Below are 21,783 nucleotides of genomic sequence, written 5' to 3' on the forward strand. Positions count from 1 at the left end.
CCGGCAACCCGGTCGGCCCCAGCGACCCGATCCGACCCGACGCTTCCGTCGGACCCCACCGGTCCATCCGGCCCGGCGACCCCGTTGGAACCGGCAACCCGATCCGACCCGGCAACCCGATCCGACCCGGCAACCTGGTCCGACCCGGCAACCTGGTCCGATCCGACAGCGTCCGCCGACCCGGACCGTTCGGCACGATCGGCCGGACGGGCAGGCTCGGACCGTTCGACACCACGGGCCGGACCGGCAGGCTCGGACCGTTCGACACCACGGGCCGGACCGGCAGGCGCGGACCGTTCGACACCACCGGCCGGAGCGGCCGGCGCGGACCGTTCGACACCACCGGCCGGAGCGGCCGGCTCGGGCCGTTCGACACGACCGGCGGGCTCGGACCGTTCGGCCCCGCCGACGGACTCGGAGGCGTCGGCTCGTCCGGCGGGCCTACGCGGTTCGCCTCGGCGGTCACCGTCCACAGCGGACGGACGTGGGGCGGCGCCGGCCCGCGCCGGCGCCGCGGCCGCGGCGGGCGCGGCGAACAGCGATGCGACGTCGCCCACCGGAGCCAGGGTGCCCGCCGGGTCCGACGGTCCGGTGGCTCCGGTCCCCGCCCCGGGGCCGGGTCGGCCGGAGAAGGGCGGTGGCACCTCGGCGGGTGCCTCCCCACCGCCGGGGTACCTCTCGATCTCGGGCTCGGCCGGCGCCGAGAAGGCCGGGTCACCTGGCGCCGGCGCGGCACCGGGGCGCACCGGGTCGGCCGCCGTGCCGGTGTCGCGGTCGGAGAAGACCGGGTCGGTGGCCGGATCCGGCTGCACAGGCGACGGCCCGGGCGGCGTGCCACCCGGGCCGGACCCAGCACCCGCCGGCGTCTCGTCGTGGGTCACCCCGTCAGTCCGCCACCGGCCGGACGACGATCCGGCGGCTCGGCTCGACGCCCTCGGACTCGCTCTCCACCCCGCTCATCGCGTTGACCACGTCGTGCACACACTTGCGCTCGAAGGCGGACATCGGCTCCAGGCGCACCGGCTCGCCGTACTCCTTGACCTTCTCCACGGCGTTGCGGGCCACGGCGGCGAGTTCCTTGCGCCGGGTGGCCCGGTAGCCGCCGACGTCGAGCAGCAGGCGGCTCGGCGAGCCGGTCTGCCGGAAGACGGCGAGCCGGGCCAGCTCCTGGAGCGCCTCCAGGGTCGCGCCGCGCTGGCCGACCAGGTTCTGCAGCCGGCCTCCGACCACCTCGACGACCGGGCGACCGCCGGAGACCAGTTCGTCGATGTCGCCGTCGTAGTCGAGGATGTCGAGCAGCCCTTCGATGTAGTCGGCGGCGATCTCGCTCTGCCGGAACAGCTCGCTCTCGGCCGGTGCCTTCTTCTCCCGGGCGCCCTCGGCCTCGGTCTCCTCGGTCTCCTCGGCCTCGTCGGGCTCGTCGGCGACGGCAGCCGGCACGGTCTCCTCGTCCAGGGACTGGTCGGCGCTGGGGATGCTGGTGTCGGTCACGGTCTCATCTCCGTACTCGCTCGGCCGGACCGTCGGGTCCGCTGGTCTCCCGGGGCCGGCGGGAGGTTCGCCGATGCCCTCGGGCACGTCTGTACGGGCCAGTTTCGCCCGTGACCGCGCTCCGCGCGGCGGTTCCGGCCCGGCGCCGGCCATACGGCGGCAGCTCGGGGGCCGGAACGGGCCGCCACCGGTGGTACCGGCGGCGGCCCGGCGGGGTCAGCCCTGCCGCTTGGCGGGCCGACTGCCCTTCTTCGGGTTGAGCGGCTTGGCGCCGGGCTTCGGGGCCGCCACCTTCGGGGCGGCCGCCGGGGCCTTGGCGGCCGGCTGCACGGTCTTGCGGCCGAGCAGGCCACCGGTCTTGGCCGGCTGGGCGGTGGTCTTCCCGGCGGTGCTGGTCTTGCCGGCATTCTTCGGCGGCACCAGCGGCGGGAACTTCCGCAGCACCCACTGCTGCTGGCCGAGGGTGAAGAGGTTGTTGGTGACCCAGTAGATGATCACGCCGATCGGGAAGATCGAGCCGGAGACGAGCAGCGAGACCGGGATGCCGTAGAGCATCAGCCGCTGGACCATGCGCTGCTGCGGGTCCTCCGCCCAGCCGGTCTTGAGGATCATCTGCCGGCTGGTCAGGTAGGTGGTGGCGATCATGATCAGCACCAGGATGCCGGCGACGATCTTCACCGTCGTGCCGTTCGCCCCCAGCTTGGCCAGGTCGTCGGCGGTGGAGCCGAACCGGCCGGAGATCGGGGCGGTGAAGAGCGTCGCGCTGGAGGCGCTGTGGAACTGGTCGACGGTCCAGCCGTACAGCGTCTTGCCCTGGTTGTCGGGGTTGAGCCGCTTGAGGGTGTGGAACAGGCCCAGGAAGACGGGGATCTGGAGGAACATCGGAAGGCAGCCCATCAGCGGGTTGGCCTTTTCCTTCCGGTAGAGCTCCATCATCTCCTTCTGGAGCGTCTCCCGGTCACCCTTGTGCTTCTCCTGGAGCTCCTTGACCTTGGGCTGGAGCGCCTGCATCGCCCGCTGCGACTTGATCTGCTTGACGAAGACCGGGAACAGGATCACCCGGACCGTGACCACCAGGAAGATGATGGACAGGATCCAGGCCCAGTTCGTGCCGATCACGGCCCCGACCGGAACTCCGATGGCGTCCCAGGCCGAGTGCCAGGTCAGCAGGATCCACGAGATCGCGTAGTAGATCCAGTCGAGACTAAACACTCAGGCTCCAGTCACGTCGACGCGGCGGCGGCCGCCCGGCTCCGGCACCGGGTCGTGTCCACCTGGGTGGAAAGGGTGGCAGCGCGACAGCCGCCGGACCGTCAGCCAGGCTCCCCGCAGCGCACCGTGCCGGGTCACCGCCTCCACGGCGTAGGCACTGCACGACGGGTAGAACCGGCAGCGGGCCGGCAGTGCCGGACTTATCCACCGACGGTACGCGATGATGGGTGCCAGCAGCATCCGGGCACCGGTTGTCGGCCGCGCTGCGGCAGTGGGGCGGGTCACCGGGACCGCCGGCCCCGGGCGGTCCGCGCGGCCGCGATCGCGGCGTCCAGGTCGGCCCCGAGTCCGGCGTACGACGCCTCGGCGGCCGGCGGCAGGGCCCGCACCACGAGGGTGCTCCCGCCGGGCAGCTCGGCGAGGCGCTCGCGGACCAGGTGCCGCAGCCGCCGGCGTACCTTGTTCCGGACCACGGCGTTGCCGACCGCCTTGGACACGACGAAGCCGGCGCGGCTCGGTGCGGAGGACTCCGCACCGCTGTTCCGCGCCGGCTCCGGCGAGGTTGTCGCGGTGACTCCGGTCTGGGCGGGGAGGGTCAGGTGGACCACGACGGCGCCACGGCCGACGCGCCGGCCACCCCGGACCGCTGCGGCGAAGTCACTACTGCGCCGCAGTCGCTGCGCGGCGGTCAGCACGACTGCCCACGTCCCCGGACCGGACCGGTCGGCCTCAGGCCGACAGGCGGGTGCGGCCCTTGGCGCGACGGGTCGAGATGATGGCGCGGCCGGCACGGGTGCGCATGCGCAGCCGGAAGCCGTGGGTCTTCGCGCGCCGGCGGTTGTTCGGCTGGTAGGTGCGCTTGCTCACGTCAGGCTCTCCGTTGTCGTCGGCCCCGCACGAGGGAACGCCCGGGGTCGTGTGGTGGTTCAGGCCACCTCGGCGGTGACCTCCGATCGGTGCTGCCCGGCGGCGCCGGTCCTCGTGGATCCGGGACGCCGACCGCGGACAGCAAGCACCCGTCACCCTAGCAGAGGGCGAGAGAGCAGCCGCTCCAGCCTACGCAGGGGGGCAATGACCGTCAAACATCACAGCCGGGGCGTTCCCCGCCCCGGAACACGACCGAAGGGGCGGTTTTCACTGATGTTGACAAGGCTGCCCCGGTGTCGACGGTTGATGGCGCGGGGTCCGCGCTGTTAGCGTGCCCGATTGCGGTCAGCGTCGGGGGTCCGTGTCGCCGGCCGGCAAGACCGGACATGGTGGTGAATCGTTCGGCACGGTGAACCCGCTTCAACGCCTCCGGGGCATGGGGGGCAGGTCCGACCCGCGTCCGGTGGGCGGCCACAATCGGTCGGTACACACAGGCTGTGGATAACTTGTGGATGACGACCGGTCAGCCGTCCGGGCGGGCGTGAGTAGAGGCGAGGGGGGTGGCACGACGGTGACCGGAGCGACCGACCTTGCCGCGGTGTGGACGGCGACGACCGACGAACTCGCCGACGAGATCATCTCCGCGCAGCAGCGGGCGTACCTCCGGCTCACCCGGTTACGGGCCATCGTCGAGGACACCGCGCTGCTCTCCGTGCCGGACGCGTTCACCCGGGACGTGATCGAGTCCCGCCTCCGCCCGGCCATCACCGAGGCGCTGAGCCGCCGGCTCGGCCGGCCCATCCAGGTGGCCGTCACCGTACGGGTCGCCGAGGACGGCCGCCCGGCCGGCACCGTCTACCGCAGCGGTCCCGAGCCGACCGAGCTGGACGCCCCCCAGGACCTGCTCGCGGGCTTCGCCCAGCCCGGCCCGCTGGCGGAGCCACCCGGCTTCCCCGAGTTCGGCTTCCCGGCCCGGCCCGACAGCGCCGGCTATCCCGAGCCGCCGGCCGAGGAGTCCGACCCCTGGCAGCGCGCGCCCGAGGCGACCCGACCACCGCTCATCCCGGCCAGCCGGGACGGCCAGGAGACCTTGTTCAGCGCCGCCTTCGGCGACCCGATGCGGGCCGCCCCCGAGCGCCGAGGCTTCGAGGATCGCGCCGCGGACACGCCGGCGCCGGTCGGCCGGGGCTTCGAGCCGCGGTACCGGGAGAACCCGGCGGCCGCGCCGCCGCTGCGCGGCCTGCCCGGCGACGGGGCCACCGACTCGGGCCCGGGGCGCGGTGGCGCGGATCACCGCCCCGGCGGCTCGCCCGACCGGCGGCTGCCCGGCGGGGCGGAGAGCGGCGGCAACCGGCTCAACCCGAAGTACATGTTCGAGACGTTCGTCATCGGCTCCTCGAACCGCTTCGCGCACGCCGCGAGCGTCGCGGTGGCCGAGTCGCCGGCCAAGGCGTACAACCCGCTCTTCATCTACGGCCACTCCGGGTTGGGTAAGACCCACCTGCTGCACGCCATCGGGCACTACGCCACGACACTGGGCAACGCCCGCTCGGTCCGGTACGTCTCGACCGAGGAGTTCACCAACGACTTCATCAACTCGCTCCGGGACGACAAGACCAGCGCCTTCCAGCGCCGGTACCGGGACGTGGACATCCTCCTGATCGACGACATCCAGTTCCTGGAGAACCGGGAGCGGACCCAGGAGGAGTTCTTCCACACCTTCAACACGCTGCACAACGCCAACAAGCAGATCGTGATCACCTCTGACCGGTCACCGCGCCAACTCGCCACCCTCGAGGACCGGATGCGGACCCGGTTCGAGTGGGGGCTGCTCGCCGACATCCAGCCGCCGGACCTGGAGACGCGGATCGCGATCCTGCAGAAGAAGGCGGCGCAGGAGCGGATGTACGCCCCACCGGACGTGCTGGAGTTCATCGCCTCCCGGGTGTCGAACTCGATCCGGGAACTCGAGGGCGCGCTGATCCGGGTCACCGCGTTCGCCAGCCTCACCCGTTCCTCGGTCGAGCTGTCGCTGGCCGAGGAGGTGCTGCGGGACTTCATGCCGGACGGCGCCGGCCCGGAGATCAACGCCGACCAGATCATGGCCTCCACCGCGGACTACTTCGGGGTGAGCCTGGAGGACCTGCGCGGGCACTCCCGCTCCCGGGTGCTGGTCAACGCCCGCCAGGTGGCCATGTACCTGTGCCGGGAGCTGACCGACCTGTCGCTGCCCCGGATCGGTCAGGCCTTCGGCGGCCGGGACCACACCACGGTCATGCACGCGGACCGGAAGATCCGTCAGCAGATGGCCGAGCGCCGGTCGCTCTACAACCAGATCGCCGAGCTGACCAACCGGATCAAGCAGACCACCTGATCGCGGCTGCGGAGCCGACGGCCCGCAGCCCGCAGCCCACGGCCGACGGCGTGACCGACCCGGCCAACGGGCGTGACCGACACGACCAACGGGCGTGACCGACACGACCATCGGCGTGATCGACACGGAATGCGGCAGAACGGGGCCTCCCCGCATCGGGAAGCCACGACATACCGCAACTCGCGATCTCAGCTCATGACCCCAGCTCGTGACCCCAGCTCGTGACCCCAGCTCGCGATCTCACCTTGCGACCCCGACTCGCGACCCCAACTCGTGACCCAACTCGCAACCTCAGCTCGCGACCCCAGCTCGCGACCCCAGCTCGCCCGGCGCCGCCCGGCTGGATCTCTGCGCGTCCGGGCGCAGCGGGCGGGCCTGGGCGGGTCCGGCCGTCGCGGGCGGGCACTCCGCACCGGGCCGGTGGACAGCCGCGACTTGACCCTCAACCCGGTTCAGGGCCCACCATCGGTGTCGTGTTCGTCCACAGCATCGGCCGGTTGTCCACATCCCCTGTGTCACAGGCGGTGGAAAACCACGCTCCGTCCCGGGCCAGTTACCCACAGACTGTGGACAAACCCTGGGGACGGTGCTGTGGACGCCTGGGGACGACGGGTCGGTTGTCCACCGACGACGGTCGGCCTGTGGGCTACCTGTTGAAGGTTCTGGGGACGACGCGGATCGACTCGCTCCGCGTCATCCACAACGCTGGGGAGAAACCCGGTGGATTAGCGGTGGACAACCGGTGGACAACCGTGGACAACCTGGGGGCAGCGCCCGGCTGTGGACCGGGACACGGGTTCTACCCCTGGTTCTCCACAGTCAAACCACCGGTGGATAACCTGTCTGAGCTGCGCGGACGTCGGTTCTCCACAGTTTGCACAGGTGCGATGAAGACGATGAGTTATCTCTTCTAAACAACAAAAACCAATCATCACCGTTGGACTTCCTGTGGATCGGGCCGTGCACTGCCGCCGGCAGTCGCCCGGGGCACCTGGATCCACGGGGTCGGGCGCACAGCCGATGCCCACGCGCCCTAAGGTGCGATGGGTACCCGCACGGTCGGGCGGGGCGGGTGGCAGCGGTCGGCATGAGAGAGTTGTCGCTGACGTCGACGCGGAGGCATTGATGAAGTTCCGAGTGGAGCGCGACGCGCTCGCCGAGGCGGTCGCCTGGACCGCCAAGAGCCTGCCCAACCGACCCTCCGTGCCGGTGCTGGCCGGGGTGATGCTCCGGGTCACCGACGGCAACCTCCAGGTTTCCGGCTTCGACTACGAGGTCTCCAGCCAGGTCACCGTCGAGGTGCAGGGCGATGCCGACGGCGCCGCTCTCGTCTCCGGCCGCCTGCTCGCCGAGATCACCAAGGCGCTCCCGGCCAAGCCGGTGGACATCGCGGCCGTCGGGGCGCACCTGGAGCTGGTCTGCGGCAGCGCCCGCTTCACCCTGCCGACCATGCCGGTCGAGGACTACCCGAGCCTGCCGGAGATGCCGGAGAGCGCCGGCACCGTCGACGCCGCCGCCTTCGCCGCCGCGGTGGCCCAGGTGGCCGTCGCCGCCGGCCGCGACGAGACGCTGCCGATGATGACCGGCGTCCGGCTCGAGCTCTCCGGCAGCACCCTGGCGATGCTCGCCACCGACCGCTACCGGCTCGCCCTGCGCGAGATGGAGTGGAACCCGGACGACCCCGAGATCAGCATCAACGCCCTGGTGCCCGCTCGCACGCTGCACGACACCGCCAAGGCCCTCGGCCCGCTCGGCGGCCAGGTGACCATGGCGCTCTCCCAGGGCGGCGCCGGCGAAGGCATGATCGGCTTCTCCGGTGGCACCCGCCGGACCACCAGCCGGCTGCTGGACGGCGCCAACTACCCGCCGGTGCGCTCGCTCTTCCCGGCCAACCACAACGCCGAGGCCCGGGTGCCGGTCGCCACGCTCATCGAGGTGGTCAAGCGGGTGGCCCTGGTCGCCGAGCGGACCACTCCGGTGCTGCTCAGCTTCAGCGCGGACGGGCTGGTCGTCGAGGCCGGCGGCACCGAGGAGGCCCGGGCCAGCGAGGCGATGGAGGCCACCTTCACCGGTGACCCGCTCACCATCGGCTTCAACCCGCAGTACCTGATCGACGGCCTGGCCAACCTGGGCGCCCAGCACGCCCTGCTGCGCTTCGTCGACGCCTTCAAGCCCGCGGTGATTTCCCCCGCCGGCGAGGATGGCGAGGTCATCCCCGGGTACCGGTACCTCATCATGCCGATCCGCGTGTCCCGCTGATCGCACGCCGCACCACCCAGACGTACGGAGGTAGGAGCAGATGCAGCTCGGCCTGGTAGGACTCGGCCGGATGGGCGGCAACATGCGCGAACGGTTGCGCGCCGCCGGTCACGAGGTGGTCGGTTACGACCGCAACGCGGAGCTGAGCGACGTCGCGAGCCTCGCGGAGCTGGCCGAGAAGCTCGAGTCGCCGCGGGCGGTCTGGGTGATGGTGCCGGCCGGGGTCACCGACGCCACCATCGACGAGCTCGCCGGCGTCCTCGGCGCGGACGACATCATCATCGACGGCGGCAACTCCCGGTTCAGCGACGACGCCCCGCGCGCGGAGCGCCTCAACGAGCAGGGCATCGGCTACATCGACGTCGGCGTCTCCGGCGGCGTCTGGGGCAAGCAGAACGGCTACGCCCTGATGGTCGGCGGCGCCCAGGAGCACGTCGAGCGGCTCATGCCGATCTTCGAGGCGCTCAAGCCGGCCGGCGAGTTCGGCTTCGTGCACGCCGGCCCGGTCGGCGCCGGTCACTACGCCAAGATGGTGCACAACGGCATCGAGTACGGCCTGATGCACGCCTACGCCGAGGGCTACGAGCTGCTGGCCGCCTCCGAGCTGGTGACCAACGTGCCGGGCGTGTTCAAGTCGTGGCGCGAGGGGACCGTGGTCCGGTCCTGGCTGCTCGACCTGCTGGACCGCGCGCTGGACGAGGACCCGGAGCTGGCCGAGCTGAGCGGCTACACCGAGGACACCGGCGAGGGGCGCTGGACCGTCGACGAGGCGGTCCGGCTGGCCGTGCCGCTGAACGTCATCACCGCCTCTCTGTTCGCCCGGTTCGCCTCCCGGCAGGACGACTCGCCGGCGATGAAGGCCGTGGCCGCGCTGCGCCAGCAGTTCGGCGGGCACGCCGTCCACAAGCGCTGACGGCAGCCACCCGCCTGTGTACGTCCGCCGGCTCGAACTGGTCGACTTCCGCTCGTACGAGCGGGTCGGCGTCGACCTGGAGCCGGGCCCGAACGTGCTGATCGGCGCGAACGGCGTCGGCAAGACCAACCTGGTCGAGGCGCTGGGCTACGTGGCGACCCTGGATTCGCACCGGGTCGCCACGGACGCCCCGCTGGTCCGGCTGGGCGCGGCCGCCGCGGTGATCCGCTGCGCGGTGGTGCACGAGGGGCGCGAGCTGCTGATCGAGCTGGAGATCGTGCCCGGCAAGGCCAACCGGGCCCGGCTGGGACGCTCGCCGGCCCGGCGTGCCCGGGACGTGCTCGGCGCGCTGCGGCTGGTGCTCTTCGCCCCGGAGGACCTGGAACTGGTCCGGGGCGACCCGGCGGAGCGCCGGCGCTACCTGGACGACCTGCTGGTCACCCGGCAGCCCCGGTACGCCGGCGTGCGGGCCGACTACGAGCGGGTGGTCAAGCAGCGCAACGCGCTGCTGCGCACGGCGTACCTGGCCCGCAAGACCGGCGGCTCGCGGGGCGGGGACCTGTCCACCCTCGCGGTCTGGGACACCCACCTCGCGCACCACGGGGCGGAGCTGCTCGCCGGCCGGCTGGAGCTGGTCGCCGCGCTCACCCCGCACGTCGCGAAGGCGTACGACGCGGTGGCGGCGGGGCGGGGCGCGGCGGGGATCGCGTACCGGCCGTCGGTGCCGCTGGCCGAGCCGACCACGGACCGGGCGGTGCTGACCGAGGCGCTGGCGTCCGCGCTGGCCGAGCAGCGCTCGGCGGAGATCGAACGCGGCACCACCCTGGTCGGTCCGCACCGGGACGATCTCGCCCTCACCCTCGGCCCGCTGCCCGCGAAGGGGTACGCCAGCCACGGCGAGTCCTGGTCGTACGCGCTCGCGCTGCGGCTGGCCGGGTACGACCTGCTGCGCGCCGACGGCATCGAGCCGGTGCTGGTGCTGGATGATGTCTTCGCCGAGCTGGACGCCGGGCGCCGGGAGCGGCTGGCCGAGCTGGTCGGCGGGGCCAGCCAGTTGCTGGTGACCTGCGCGGTGGACGACGACGTGCCGACCGCGCTGCGCGGGGCCCGGTACGCGGTGGGCGAAGGGACGGTGCGCCGTGTCGGATGAGGTGCAGCTCCCGCCGGCCCGGCTGGGGCCGGGACGCGGTGCGCGTACCCCTGAGGGGGTGGACGGGACCGGTCGGGCCCGTACCCCCGGGGGGCCGGAACCGGCGCCGGGCGGCGCGGCCGGTGGTGATCCGCCCGACGGGGCGGCCGGGCCGGAGCTGGCCCGGGCGGTGCTGGACGCGGCGAAGGCCCGCCGGCAGGCGGCGGCGGGCACCCGGCGGCGCAGCGCGGTGCGGGGCGAGGGCGAGAAGCGGCTGCGCGGCTACTCCGGCCCGGGGCCGGACCCGCGCGATCCGCAGCCGCTCGGCGCGGTGCTGGACAAGCTGGTCAAGGCGCGGGGCTGGCAGCAGCCGGCGGCCGAGGCGACGGTCTTCGGGGCCTGGGAGCGGGTGGTCGGGCCGGAGGTGGCGCAGCACAGCCGCCCGGTGAAGCTGGAGGACGGCGAGCTGACCGTGGAGGCCCGCTCGACGGCGTGGGCGACCCAGCTCCGGCTGCTGGCCGGCTCGCTGCTGCAGCAGATCGGCCGCGAGGTCGGCCACAACGTGGTGCGCAAGCTGCACATCCACGGCCCGGCGGCGCCGTCCTGGGCGCGCGGGCCGCGCCGGGTCCGCGGCCGCGGCCCGCGCGACACCTACGGCTGACCGTCACCGCCGCGCCGGGCCGCCCGCTCGGCGCGCCGGCGTTCCCGCTGCTCCCGGCTCCACTGCTTGCGGAGTTCGAGGTCCCGCTTCCAGGCCTCCCGGGCCTGCTGCGAGCCGCCCTGCACCGCGCCGTGCACGTCGGACGGGCCGGCGAGGTTGCGGAAGACCCAGCCCATGAGCCGGCCGCCGTCGCCGGGTCTCGCGTCCGCCTGCTTCTCCTCGCTCATCGGGCTCGTCTCTCCTCCGCCACGGGGATAAAGTTGGTGTGCAAACTGTTTGTACCCCAATCATTGCTAGGATCGCAACGACCAGGAGGAGGCGCCCGGTGTCCGACCAGCTCGACGGGGATCCGCTGGCGCTGGAGGAGCAGGTCTGCTTCGCGCTCTCCGTGGCGGCGCGCGGGGTGGTCGCCGTCTACCGGCCGCTGCTCGAGCCGATGGGGCTCACCCACCCGCAGTACCTGGTCATGCTCGCGCTCTGGCAGTACGCGCCGCTCTCGGTCCGGGAGCTCAGCCGGCTGCTCCAACTCGACCCCGGCACGCTGTCACCCCTGCTCAAGCGCTTGGAGGCCGCCGGCTACGTACGGCGGGAACGGGACGCCGCGGACGAGCGCAGCCTCGCCGTCTCGCTCACCGCCAGCGGGCAGGCGCTGCGGGCCCGCGCCGAGCAGATCCCGCCGGCGGTCGTCGAACGGCTCGGCCTGCCCCTGGCCGAGCTGCGGCACCTGCACACCGTGCTGACCGGTGTGATCGCGGCGGCCAACCGGGCGGTCGCCGCCCCGGCCGACCGGCCCGGTCAGACGTCGGCGTAGACCGCGAAGCCCCGGTCGGCGCAGCGCCGGTAGAAGGCGGCCAGCACGCTCAGCTCGGCGCAGGTGAAGTTCCACTGCGGCGGCTCGCCGTTCTCGTCGCGCAGCCGGTCCAGCCGGGTCTCCAACCAGCGCAGCTGCTGCTCGGCCAGCCGGCCGTCGCCGAGCAGCGAGCGCAGCACCTCGCTCACCGACTCGAAGGTCACCGGCTCGCCGATCGGCCGATGACGGGCGATGAACTTCTCCACGCCGTCGGCGATCCAGGCGCACCCGTCCGGGTCGATCACCGGGTCCTCGTCCTCGGCCGCGTTCTCCGTGGCGTAGAGCACATTTTCCAGGCCGAGGATCAGGTCGACCAACTCGGTGTACGCGGTGGCGCGTACCGTGCCGGTCTTGGCGATCAGCTCGGCGAGCGCCGCCGTGGGCGCGGAGATCCGTGGCAGATCCACGATCTCGCCGAAGTCCACGAACTCGGCCGGCGCGACCGGGTCGTAGAAGCGGCCGGTCCGCGGCCAGTGCACCGCGACGTTGTCCAGCCCCATCTCGCGTCACCTCTCACCAAGCGCGTTCACCACCGATCGGGTCGATCGTCCCGGTTCGGTCCGTGAAAGATCAAGGCCGCAGCGGCGGCGCCGCAAAGGTACGGCACGGCCGATCCCGCCGCGACCCCCGGTCGGTCAACTGCCGGTACCGATCCGTCGGGCCGGTCTGACGCCCCGCCCCGACCGGAAGCCCTCCGTGGCGTGTAGGGGGAGTCGCGGACAGCGCGGTTCGGCCGGCTACGGAGTTCTCAGCCGCCCCGCAGGGGTGCCGAGTGGCGGTTTGGTCGGCTGCGCACAGTAAGATTGGAGGCGAGACGAAAGACCCGACACGGAGCGACGGACACGGGCCCGCAGGGCCCTTGATCATTGTCCCGGATCGGGTCGAGCCGATCGCGATCCGCGGGCAACCGCGGCGACCGGCGCAGCGATCCGTGACCTGGACGCCCGGGGACCGGTTTGTGCGCCGACGTCGCGTCCTGTCCGCCGAACCCGCGCCCCGCGCCTTGGCGCGGTCGGTGCGAGAAAGTGGCCGAGGGTGGCAGCGGAGGACAACAAGAAGTACGGCGCGGAGTCGATCACCGTCCTCGAGGGGTTGGAAGCGGTCCGGAAGCGGCCCGGTATGTACATCGGGTCCACCGGTGAGCGCGGTCTGCACCACCTCGTGTGGGAGGTCGTCGACAACGCGGTGGACGAGGCGCTGGCCGGGTACTGCGACACCATCGACGTGGTGCTGCTGGCCGACGGCGGCGTCAAGGTCACCGACAACGGCCGTGGCTTCCCGGTCGACCTGCACCCCAAGCTGAAGAAGCCCGGTGTCGAGGTCGCGCTGACCGTGCTGCACGCCGGCGGCAAGTTCGACGGCAAGGCGTACGCGGTCTCCGGCGGTCTGCACGGCGTCGGCGTGTCCGTGGTGAACGCGCTCTCCACCAAGATGGCCGTGGAGATCCACAAGGACGGCTTCGTCTGGCGGCAGCAGTACCACAACTCCAAGCCGACCCCGCTGGAGAAGGGCGAGCCGACCGACCGTACCGGTTCGGCGGTCTCCTTCTGGCCCGACTCGGACGTCTTCGAGACGGTCGACTTCGACTTCCAGACCATCTACCGCCGGCTCCAGGAGATGGCCTTCCTCACCCGCGGCCTCACCATCCACCTGCTCGACGAGCGGGTCCCGGATACCGAGGAGGGCAAGCCGCGCGAGGTCACCTTCCGCTACGAGGGCGGCATCGCCGACTTCGTCCGGCACCTCAACGCCTCGAAGAACCCGATCCACAAGACGGTGGTCGAGTTCTCCGCCGAGGAGGAGGGGATGTCCGTCGAGATCGCCATGCAGTGGAACGAGTCGTACGGCGAGTCGGTCTACACCTTCGCCAACAACATCAACACGCACGAGGGCGGCACCCACGAGGAGGGCTTCCGCGCCGCGCTGACCAGCGTCGTCAACCGCTACGGCGCGGAGAAGAAGCTGCTCAAGGGCGACGAGCGGCTCTCCGGTGAGGACATCCGGGAGGGGCTGGCCGCGATCATCTCGGTCAAGCTGACCAACCCGCAGTTCGAGGGCCAGACCAAGACCAAGCTCGGCAACACCCCGGTGAAGAGCTTCGTGCAGCGGGTCTGCAACGAGTCGCTGGTCGACTGGTTCGACCGGAACCCGGCCGAAGCCAAGATCATCATCACCAAGGCGTCCCAGGCCGCCCGGGCCCGGATCGCCGCTCAGCAGGCGCGCAAGCTGGCCCGACGCAAGTCGCTGCTGGAGTCCGGCTCGATGCCGGGCAAGCTGGCCGACTGCCAGTCGACCGACCCGCGCGAGTCCGAGGTGTTCATCGTCGAGGGTGACTCGGCGGGCGGCTCGGCCAAGCAGGGCCGCGACCCGCGCACCCAGGCGATCCTGCCGATCCGCGGCAAGATCCTCAACGTGGAGAAGGCCCGGATCGACCGGGTGCTGAAGAACAACGAGGTCCAGGCGCTGATCACCGCGCTGGGCACCGGCATCCACGACGACTTCGACATCGAGAAGCTGCGCTACCACAAGATCGTGCTGATGGCCGACGCCGACGTCGACGGCCAGCACATCCAGACGCTGCTGCTCACCCTGCTGTTCCGCTTCATGCGGCCGCTGGTCGAGCTGGGGCACGTCTACCTGGCCGCCCCGCCGCTCTACAAGATCAAGTGGAACAAGAAGGGCGACGACGCGCAGTACGCGTACTCGGACCGGGAGCGGGACGGGCTGATCGCGCTGCGCCAGCAGAAGAAGGCCAACGCCCGGCCGGACGACATCCAGCGGTTCAAGGGTCTCGGCGAGATGAACTATCCCGAGCTGTGGGAGACCACCATGAACCCGGCCACCCGCACGCTGCGCCAGGTGACCCTCGACGACGCCGCAACCGCCGACGAGCTGTTCAGCGTGTTGATGGGCGAGGACGTCGAGGCGCGCCGCTCCTTCATCCAGCGCAACGCCAAGGACGTGCGGTTCCTGGACATCTGACGGACCACGCCGGGCCGGCCGGAGATCCACCGGTCGGCCCGGCGGTCCACAGAGTTATCCACAGCCAGGCCGGTTTCCACAGCCGTTATCCACAGCACGAACACGACTCTGAGTCTGATAAGGGTTAACAGTGACCGATACTCCCGAGTCCACCCCGAACGAGCCGGAGACCCCGGAGACACTGGCCGCGGTCGTCCAGCACGACCGGATCGAGCCGGTCGGCCTCGAGGTCGAGATGCAGCGCTCGTACCTCGACTACGCGATGAGCGTGATCGTCGGGCGGGCCCTGCCGGACGTCCGGGACGGGCTCAAGCCGGTCCACCGCAAGATCCTCTACGCCATGTTCGACTCCGGCTACCGGCCGGACCGCGGCTACGTGAAGTGCTCCCGGGTCGTCGGCGACGTGATGGGCCAGTTCCACCCGCACGGCGACTCGGCGATCTACGACGCGCTGGTCCGGATGGCGCAGCCCTGGTCGCTGCGGTACCCGCTGGTCGACGGCAACGGCAACTTCGGCTCGCCGGGCAACGACCCGGCCGCGGCCATGCGCTACTGCGTTACCCCCGATGTCCGGATTCGTACCGCTGAGGGCAGCATCCGGATCGGTGACGTCGTGCCGGGCGTCGCGCCGAGCAGCGAGACCGACATCGAGCTGAAGGTCCGCGACCGCAACGGCGACCTTGTCCGCGCCACCAAGTTCTTCCACTCCGGCGAACACCCCACGCTGCGGCTGCGCACCCGAGAGGGGTACGAGCTGACCGGCACCCACAACCACCCGGTGCTCTGCCTGGTGGACGTGGCCGGCGTGCCGACCCTGCTCTGGAAGCTGCTCGCCGAGATCACCCCGGGCGACCGGGTGGTCCTCCAGCGCACCGTGCCGGACGAGATCGGCTACCCGATGCTGGAGCACGTCGAGGCGGCCGTCCTGGCCGGCGCGTTCGTGTCGGAGGGCTGGGTCTCGGCGGCGCGGGCGGGCTTCAACAACGTGGACCGGGACTTCTTCCTCCGCGTCCTGGCCGCCTACGACCTGGCCGTCGGTGGTCCCCGATACGTCAGCGAGCGCGTGATCGCCTCGGGCAGCACCCTGCACGAACTGGACGTGCAGGACCTGTCCGCGCTGCGCGCGAGCATCCTCGGCGAGCTGGTCGGGGCGCGCAGCGCCGACAAGTTCGTCCCCGAGTTCGTCTGGCAGGGGCCGGCGGCCGTCAAGCGCGCCTTCCTGCAGGCGCTCTTCGAGGGCGACGGCTCGTCCTCGCTGCTGCCCCGCCACACCATCCAGATCTCGTACTCGACCCGCAGCGCCCGGCTGGCCCGCGAGGTCCAGCAGCTGCTGCTCGAGTTCGGCGTGATCAGCCGCCAGTGCCGGTACGACAACGGCGAGATCAAGGTTGTGATCACGAACCGGCGGGACGCCCGGATCTTCGCGGCCCACGTCGGCTTCCTCGGCCGCAAGCAGGCGAAGCTGGAGTCGGAGCTGGCCCAGGTGCCGGCGAGCAGCACGGCGCTCTCCGGCGATCACGTGCCGCTGGTCGGTGACTTCATCCGCGAGCACGGCGCGGACCGCTGGACCGAGCGGGACTGGCTGCGCCGGCACAACGTGGACCGGGTCGAGCGTTGGGAGCGGGACCGCGAGGAGATCGCCGCGCGGATCACCAACAGCGAGGTGCTCGACGTGGTCGAGCCGCTCGTCGACGGCCGCTTCTACTACGCCGAGGTGGCCGAGCTCGCCGACGCCGGCGTGCAGGCGGTCTACAGCATCCGGGTCGACACCGAGGACCACTCGTTCGTCTCCGACGGGTTCGTCAGCCACAACACCGAGTGCAAGCTCGACCCGCTGGCCATGGAGATGCTGCGGGACATCGACGAGGACACCGTCGACCTCCAGGACAACTACGACGGCCGGGCCAAGGAGCCCACCATCCTGCCGTCCCGCATCCCCAACCTGCTGATCAACGGCTCCGAGGGCATCGCGGTCGGCATGGCCACCAAGATCCCGCCGCACAACCTGCGGGAGATCGGCGCGGCCGTGCAGTGGTGCCTGGAGCACCCGGAGGCCGACGAGGCGACCACCCTCGAGGCGCTGCTGGAGATCGTCAAGGGCCCGGACTTCCCGACCCACGGCCTGATCGTCGGCCAGGCCGGCATCCAGGACGCGTACCGGACCGGGCGTGGCTCGATCCGGATGCGCGCCGTGGTCGAGGTCGAGGAGGACAAGCGGGGCCGGCCGGCGCTCGTGGTCAGCGAGCTGCCGTACCAGGTCAACCCGGACAACCTGGCGGAGCGGATCGCCGAGCTGATCAAGGAGGGCAAGCTCGCCGGCATCGCCGACATCCGCGACGAGTCCTCCGGGCGTACCGGCATGCGGATCGTGCTGGTGCTCAAGCGCGACGCGGTCGCCAAGGTGGTGCTGAACAACCTCTACAAGCACACCCAGCTCCAGGAGACCTTCGGCGCCAACATGCTGGCGCTGGTCGACGGCGTGCCGCGCACGCTCAACCTGGCCCAGTTCCTCCGCTACTACGTCGAGCACCAGATCGAGGTCATCCGCCGGCGGACCGCGTTCCGGCTGCGCAAGGCGGAGGAGCGGGCGCACATCCTGCGCGGCCTGGCCAAGGCGCTGGACGCGCTCGACGAGGTCATCGCCCTGATCCGGCGCTCGCCCACGGTGGAGGACGCCCGGCAGGGCCTGATCCGGCTGCTGGAGATCGACGAGATCCAGGCCACCGCGATCCTGGACATGCAGCTGCGCCGGCTGGCCGCCCTGGAGCGCCAGCGGATCCTGGACGACCTGGCCAAGCTCGAGCTGGAGATCGCCGACCTCAAGGACATCCTGGCCAAGCCGGAGCGGCAGCGGAAGATCGTCTCCGACGAGCTGGGCGAGATCGTCGCCAAGTGGGGCGACGAGCGGCGCACCAAGATCATCCCGTTCGACGGCGAGGTCTCCATGGAGGACCTCATCGCCCGCGAGGACGTGGTGGTCACCATCACCCGCACCGGCTACGCCAAGCGCACCAAGGTCGACCTGTACCGCTCGCAGCGGCGGGGCGGCAAGGGGGTCAGCGGGGCGACCCTGCGGCAGGACGACATTGTCAGCCACTTCTTCGTATGCTCCACCCACGACTGGATCCTGTTCTTCACCAACAAGGGCAGGGTCTATCGGGCGAAGGCGTACGAGCTTCCGGAGGCCAGTAGGGTGGCCAAGGGCCAGCACGTGGCCAACCTGCTCGCCTTCCAAGCGGACGAGCAGATCGCGCAGATCATCGAGATTCCGAACTACCAGGTGGCGCCCTACCTGGTACTGGCCACGAAGAACGGCCTGGTGAAGAAGACGCGGCTCGAGGAGTTCGACTCCAACCGTTCCGGCGGCATCATCGCGATCAACCTGCGCGATGAGGACGAGCTGGTCGGTGCTGCCCTGGTGGGCCCGGAGGACGACCTGCTCCTGGTGTCGAAGAACGCCCAGGCCATCCGCTTCGGTGCCACGGACGAGACGCTGCGGCCGATGGGCCGGGCCACCTCCGGCGTGATCGGCATGCGGTTCAGCGAGGAAGACGTCCTGCTCGCCATGGAGGTCATCCACCGGGAGGGCATGGAAGAGAAGGACGTGCTGGTAGCGACGAACGGGGGATACGCGAAACGTACCCCGATCGAGGAATACCCGGTCCAGGGCCGGGGAGGTAAGGGCGTGCTGACTGCGAAGATCACCGAGCGACGCGGTGGTCTGGTCGGTGCGGTGGTGATCAGTCCGGACGACGAGCTGTTTGCCATCACCAGCAACGGCGGCGTCATCCGGACTCCGGTGAAGCCTGTACGCCGTACGCGTGACCGGAACACAATGGGGGTCAAGCTGATGGACCTCCCGGACGGCGTGACTATCGTGGCGATTGCTCGCAATGCCGACGAGCCTGACGAACAGGACTAGTTGATGACGGAGACACAGGCGAAGTCGGGGAACAAGGGGACCTCGGCCAACCCGGTCGACGAGGAGGCCGCGCAGGGCGGTACACCAGCGACCGGCCGCGCGGCCGTGGGCCGGGCCACGGTCCCCGCCGACGCGCCTGCCCCGAAGTTCACCCGGGCCCCCGGCATGGCTCCGCCACCGGACAAGCCCGGGGAGGACTCGGCCGCCGGCGACCCGACCGAGCAGGCCACGGCCGACGCCCCGGCGTCCGCCGACGGCACGGCGACCGCCCCCGCGGTCACCGCCACCAAGCCCGTCACCGCCACCCAGCCGATCAAGCCCACGGGTACGGCGAAGCCGTCGACCGGCACCACCGGCACCCAGCCGCGCGTCGGCGCCGGCCTCGGCACCGCCCCGAAGCCCTCGCCGGACGGCGCCCGCCCCGGCACCCCCGGCACCCCCGGCACCGCCGGCCGCCCCGCCAACGGGGGCGGCCTGCCGCCGGGCATCAGCGGCGCGGCGGCCGTCGGCGCCGCCCGCGTCGGTGAGGCGGTACGCGCCGCGCGTACCTCGGTCAGCTCGGCCGCGTCGCGCGGACCGCGCCGAGCCCGGCTGAATCTCAAGCGGATCGACCCGTGGTCGGTGATGAAGTTCGCGTTCGCGGTCTCGGTGGTGCTCTTCATCGTGGTGGTCGTCGCCACCTCGGTGCTCTACCTGGCCCTGGACGCGATGGGCGTGTTCAAGAGCGTCAACGACAGCCTGACCGACCTGGTGAACGCCGGCGGCCAGTCCGGTGGCGGCGGCTTCCGGATCACCGCCAAGGGCGTGATCCTCAGCTCCGCGCTGATCGGGCTGGTCAACGTCGTGCTCTTCACCGCGCTGGCCACCCTCGGCGCCTTCGTCTACAACGTCTGCGCCGACCTGGTCGGCGGGATCGAGTTGACCCTCGCCGAGCGGGACTGAACGACGACCGACGCCGGGCAGCCGCCGACCGCGGCCGCCCGGCGTCGCCGTATCCACCGGCCCGCGGTGGCTGGCCCGGGTTGCGGCGGGTTGGGCATTCGTCGGCGGGTGATGGGGCGGGTTGGGTTTTCGTCGGCGGGTGATGGGCCGGAGTGCGGCGGGTTGGGCCTTCGTCGACGGTCGATGGCACGGGCTGCGGCAAAGTGCGTGGATCATGGCTGGCGGGGGAAAGCGGTGGCCGCTCCGGTTGGCTGCCGGTACGGTCGAAGACACGCGGGCAGCGCCGTCGACCCCGATTTGGGAGCGGCGGCGGCGATGGGTTAACCTTGCTCGTCGCTACGCGGGGCTATAGCTCAGTCGGTTAGAGCGCAGAGCTGATAACTCTGAGGTCGCTGGTTCGATTCCAGCTAGCCCCACCGCAACGTCCGACGGTAGTCGAGCGCAAGGGGTTGCCCCAATGTTCAAGAAGCTCCTGATCCTGGTCGGCGTCGTCGGCGTGGCCGCTGTCGTGGCCAAGAAGGTGAAGGCCGCGAACGACGAGCGCGCGCTCTGGCACGAGGCGACCACCTCGCCCGACCTGCGCTGACCGTCCCTCCGACTGCCAGCACCGGGCGGCTCCGCCCGCCCCCGGGGCCCTAGCTCAACTGGCAGAGCACTGCCTTTGCAAGGCAGGGGTTAGGGGTTCGAGTCCCCTGGGCTCCACCACATCATTTGGGCAGGTCACGGCCTGTTCTTCTCCTCCGCTGAATCGCTCTTGGATTGAGGGCCATCTCTGGTCTTCAGCGGATCGTCAGCAGAGCCGCCGAAGACCCTGCGCACGGACTCGTGGAAATCCGCCGGGGTATGCGTGTAGCGGTTGAGCGTGGTCGATGCCTGCTCGTGGCCCATCACCGCCCGGACGATGTTGACCGGGACTCCGCGGGTTACCGAATGAGCACGAACGCCGAGATTGATGCTGATCTCACTTGCACCCGGCTATGTCTCGGTGGCCTTTAGCTGCGGTCGAAGTGCCCGTTCTCGCCTGCTTTGCCCTGGTAGATGGAAGAGTAAGCATCATGGCGACGGACCATCAGGCAACGGCGGCGACAGACCCGGGATACGCCGCCGCGCTGGACACGGCTGAGCGCCTGCTGGGCTTCCGCTTGGAGCGCTTTCTTGGCGCTACCCCTGGTGAGCCAGCTAACGGCGCAGACTTCAAGCGGATCGCGACGATGCACGCCTTCGGCGACGTTTGGCCGCGCACCGAGCACCTAGATACGCAGACGCGGGCACTGGTATCTGTAACCATCGCGGCAACACTCGGCGTCCTGGAGCCGCTACGCGGTCAGCTCCGCATCGCGCTCAACGCCGGCGCCACCAAGGAAGAGATCGCCGAAGTCTTCCTTCAGGTCGCGGTCTACGCCGGCGTAGCACGCGCGTTCGACGGCTACCAGGTCGCGGCCCAGGTCTTCGCAGAGGACCCGGAACGCTAAGGTACGGGTTTTCGTGATCGCACGATCCGGCAGTCACGGACAACTCCACCAACGCTCGGCGGAGTGTCACCCATCATGTGAAGTCGACCTGTAACGCATCAAGCAAAGTCGGACACACCGGACTGCCGGCGATGTGGTTCAAAGTTTCTGTACGTCTTCAAGGCGGCCCTGAGCGGGCCGCAGCCGCGCCGCCGCCTGGGCGCGCGTCCGTCGCTCCGCTGGCGCTCCGACTCCGGCCACGCAACACGCCCGGCGGCTGGCGCGGAAGCGGGAAAGCCCGGAGGGCCGCCCAGAACGACAGGTGGTTGACCGGGTGGTGGTGGGCTGGCAGCCGGCCGGGCCGCGCGGCCACGAGCCCGCGCGGCGTAGGGGAGCGCACGCCGGCCGCGTCGGCGAGCTGGCGGCGTTCGAGGGGTTGCGGTTAGGGCGCCGACGTGAAGAGGTTGACGGTTTCCGCTCTGCCCACACCCAGGTGAGGCGACTTGATGTGCGGCGGCCCGGCCCCAGGGTTGCCGAGTGATTGACAACGTCCGCCGCGACACGTCGAGAGACGCCGAGGACCGGCCCGCTGGCCGGCTGGTTGGTCAGTTCGGTTTGGCTGATGTTTCGTACGCTGTCGGCTCCGCCTGAAAACTAACCCCGTGGTTCCGGCTGAAGGTTGACCCCCTCCGGAAGCATCGGGAGGTGCTGAGCGTGGAGGACTGGGCGG

Annotated in this window: 19 protein-coding genes and 2 tRNA genes; 13 read left to right on the forward strand and 8 right to left on the reverse strand. The window is 71.1% G+C overall.

Annotation, left to right across the window (positions count from 1 at the left end):
* Positions 1 to 885 precede the first annotated feature (885 nt).
* The 5 genes from ACIBPB_RS28805 to rpmH form a co-directional block, all read right to left on the reverse strand.
* The gene (locus ACIBPB_RS28805) at positions 886 to 1,491 is read right to left on the reverse strand and encodes a protein jag (protein WP_396842580.1); all 606 of its coding nucleotides are present in this window, start codon (positions 1,489 to 1,491) and stop codon (positions 886 to 888) included.
* Between the two features lie 216 nt (positions 1,492 to 1,707).
* On the reverse strand, positions 1,708 to 2,703 hold the full coding sequence (gene yidC / locus ACIBPB_RS28810) for a membrane protein insertase YidC (protein ID WP_396842581.1): 996 nt from the start codon (positions 2,701 to 2,703) through the stop codon (positions 1,708 to 1,710).
* A complete protein-coding gene (gene yidD / locus ACIBPB_RS28815; RefSeq protein WP_156312959.1) occupies positions 2,704 to 2,943 on the reverse strand; it encodes a membrane protein insertion efficiency factor YidD in 240 nt (79 codons plus the stop codon).
* 41 nt (positions 2,944 to 2,984) lie between these two features.
* The gene (gene rnpA / locus ACIBPB_RS28820) at positions 2,985 to 3,398 is read right to left on the reverse strand and encodes a ribonuclease P protein component (protein WP_396842582.1); all 414 of its coding nucleotides are present in this window, start codon (positions 3,396 to 3,398) and stop codon (positions 2,985 to 2,987) included.
* Positions 3,399 to 3,432: 34 nt separating this feature from the next.
* The gene (gene rpmH / locus ACIBPB_RS28825) at positions 3,433 to 3,570 is read right to left on the reverse strand and encodes a 50S ribosomal protein L34 (protein ID WP_074478258.1); all 138 of its coding nucleotides are present in this window, start codon (positions 3,568 to 3,570) and stop codon (positions 3,433 to 3,435) included.
* A 571-nt stretch (positions 3,571 to 4,141) separates the two neighbouring features.
* Here rpmH and dnaA point away from each other — a divergent pair.
* From dnaA to ACIBPB_RS28850, 5 genes are all read left to right on the forward strand, one after another.
* Positions 4,142 to 5,944, forward strand: a complete 1,803-nt coding sequence (gene dnaA / locus ACIBPB_RS28830) for a chromosomal replication initiator protein DnaA (protein ID WP_396842583.1) — start codon at positions 4,142 to 4,144, stop codon at positions 5,942 to 5,944.
* A 1,125-nt stretch (positions 5,945 to 7,069) separates the two neighbouring features.
* Positions 7,070 to 8,203, forward strand: a complete 1,134-nt coding sequence (gene dnaN / locus ACIBPB_RS28835; protein ID WP_396842584.1) for a DNA polymerase III subunit beta — start codon at positions 7,070 to 7,072, stop codon at positions 8,201 to 8,203.
* A gap of 40 nt (positions 8,204 to 8,243) precedes the next feature.
* Positions 8,244 to 9,116, forward strand: a complete 873-nt coding sequence (gnd, locus tag ACIBPB_RS28840) for a phosphogluconate dehydrogenase (NAD(+)-dependent, decarboxylating) (protein ID WP_357319136.1) — start codon at positions 8,244 to 8,246, stop codon at positions 9,114 to 9,116.
* 16 nt (positions 9,117 to 9,132) lie between these two features.
* Complete coding sequence (gene recF, locus ACIBPB_RS28845) at positions 9,133 to 10,266, forward strand: DNA replication/repair protein RecF (protein ID WP_396842585.1); 1,134 nt, start codon at positions 9,133 to 9,135, stop codon at positions 10,264 to 10,266.
* Positions 10,256 to 10,906 carry a DUF721 domain-containing protein gene (locus ACIBPB_RS28850; RefSeq protein ID WP_396842586.1) on the forward strand — a complete coding sequence of 217 codons (651 nt, stop codon included), beginning with the start codon at positions 10,256 to 10,258 and terminating at the stop codon, positions 10,904 to 10,906. The genes recF and ACIBPB_RS28850 overlap by 11 nt, the downstream gene beginning before the upstream one ends.
* Here the strand turns inward: ACIBPB_RS28850 and ACIBPB_RS28855 are convergent.
* Positions 10,897 to 11,133, reverse strand: coding sequence for a hypothetical protein (locus ACIBPB_RS28855; protein ID WP_396842587.1), 237 nt, complete (start codon positions 11,131 to 11,133; stop codon positions 10,897 to 10,899). The two genes, ACIBPB_RS28850 and ACIBPB_RS28855, sit on opposite strands and share 10 nt — an antisense overlap.
* A 98-nt stretch (positions 11,134 to 11,231) precedes the next feature.
* Here ACIBPB_RS28855 and ACIBPB_RS28860 point away from each other — a divergent pair, with 98 nt between their 5' ends.
* On the forward strand, positions 11,232 to 11,717 hold the full coding sequence (locus tag ACIBPB_RS28860; protein WP_396842588.1) for a MarR family winged helix-turn-helix transcriptional regulator: 486 nt from the start codon (positions 11,232 to 11,234) through the stop codon (positions 11,715 to 11,717).
* Here ACIBPB_RS28860 and ACIBPB_RS28865 read toward each other — a convergent pair.
* Complete coding sequence (locus ACIBPB_RS28865) at positions 11,702 to 12,256, reverse strand: hypothetical protein (RefSeq protein ID WP_396842589.1); 555 nt, start codon at positions 12,254 to 12,256, stop codon at positions 11,702 to 11,704. The two genes, ACIBPB_RS28860 and ACIBPB_RS28865, sit on opposite strands and share 16 nt — an antisense overlap.
* A 535-nt stretch (positions 12,257 to 12,791) precedes the next feature.
* Between ACIBPB_RS28865 and gyrB the strand changes: the two genes are divergently transcribed.
* The 6 genes from gyrB to ACIBPB_RS28895 all read left to right on the forward strand — a co-directional run bounded on the left by gyrB (position 12,792) and on the right by ACIBPB_RS28895 (position 20,307).
* Positions 12,792 to 14,738, forward strand: coding sequence for a DNA topoisomerase (ATP-hydrolyzing) subunit B (gene gyrB, locus ACIBPB_RS28870; RefSeq protein ID WP_357319153.1), 1,947 nt, complete (start codon positions 12,792 to 12,794; stop codon positions 14,736 to 14,738).
* A 130-nt stretch (positions 14,739 to 14,868) separates the two neighbouring features.
* On the forward strand, positions 14,869 to 18,660 hold the full coding sequence (gyrA, locus tag ACIBPB_RS28875) for an intein-containing DNA gyrase subunit A (protein ID WP_396842590.1): 3,792 nt from the start codon (positions 14,869 to 14,871) through the stop codon (positions 18,658 to 18,660).
* 3 nt (positions 18,661 to 18,663) lie between these two features.
* Complete coding sequence (locus ACIBPB_RS28880) at positions 18,664 to 19,602, forward strand: DUF3566 domain-containing protein (RefSeq protein ID WP_396842591.1); 939 nt, start codon at positions 18,664 to 18,666, stop codon at positions 19,600 to 19,602.
* Between the two features lie 342 nt (positions 19,603 to 19,944).
* A tRNA-Ile gene (locus ACIBPB_RS28885) sits at positions 19,945 to 20,018 on the forward strand.
* A gap of 41 nt (positions 20,019 to 20,059) precedes the next feature.
* Complete coding sequence (locus ACIBPB_RS28890; RefSeq protein ID WP_357319161.1) at positions 20,060 to 20,188, forward strand: DLW-39 family protein; 129 nt, start codon at positions 20,060 to 20,062, stop codon at positions 20,186 to 20,188.
* Positions 20,189 to 20,231: 43 nt separating this feature from the next.
* Positions 20,232 to 20,307 (forward strand) — tRNA-Ala (locus ACIBPB_RS28895).
* A 15-nt stretch (positions 20,308 to 20,322) separates the two neighbouring features.
* Here ACIBPB_RS28895 and ACIBPB_RS28900 read toward each other — a convergent pair.
* Entirely contained in the window at positions 20,323 to 20,493 is a 171-nt protein-coding gene (locus ACIBPB_RS28900; RefSeq protein WP_396842592.1) for a hypothetical protein, read from the reverse strand.
* Between the two features lie 164 nt (positions 20,494 to 20,657).
* Here ACIBPB_RS28900 and ACIBPB_RS28905 point away from each other — a divergent pair, with 164 nt between their 5' ends.
* A complete protein-coding gene (locus ACIBPB_RS28905) occupies positions 20,658 to 21,074 on the forward strand; it encodes a carboxymuconolactone decarboxylase family protein (protein WP_396755719.1) in 417 nt (138 codons plus the stop codon).
* Positions 21,075 to 21,783 lie beyond the last annotated feature (709 nt).

Source organism: Micromonospora sp. NPDC049836 (assembly GCF_044465125.1).
Classification (GTDB): Bacteria; Actinomycetota; Actinomycetes; order Mycobacteriales; family Micromonosporaceae; genus Micromonospora.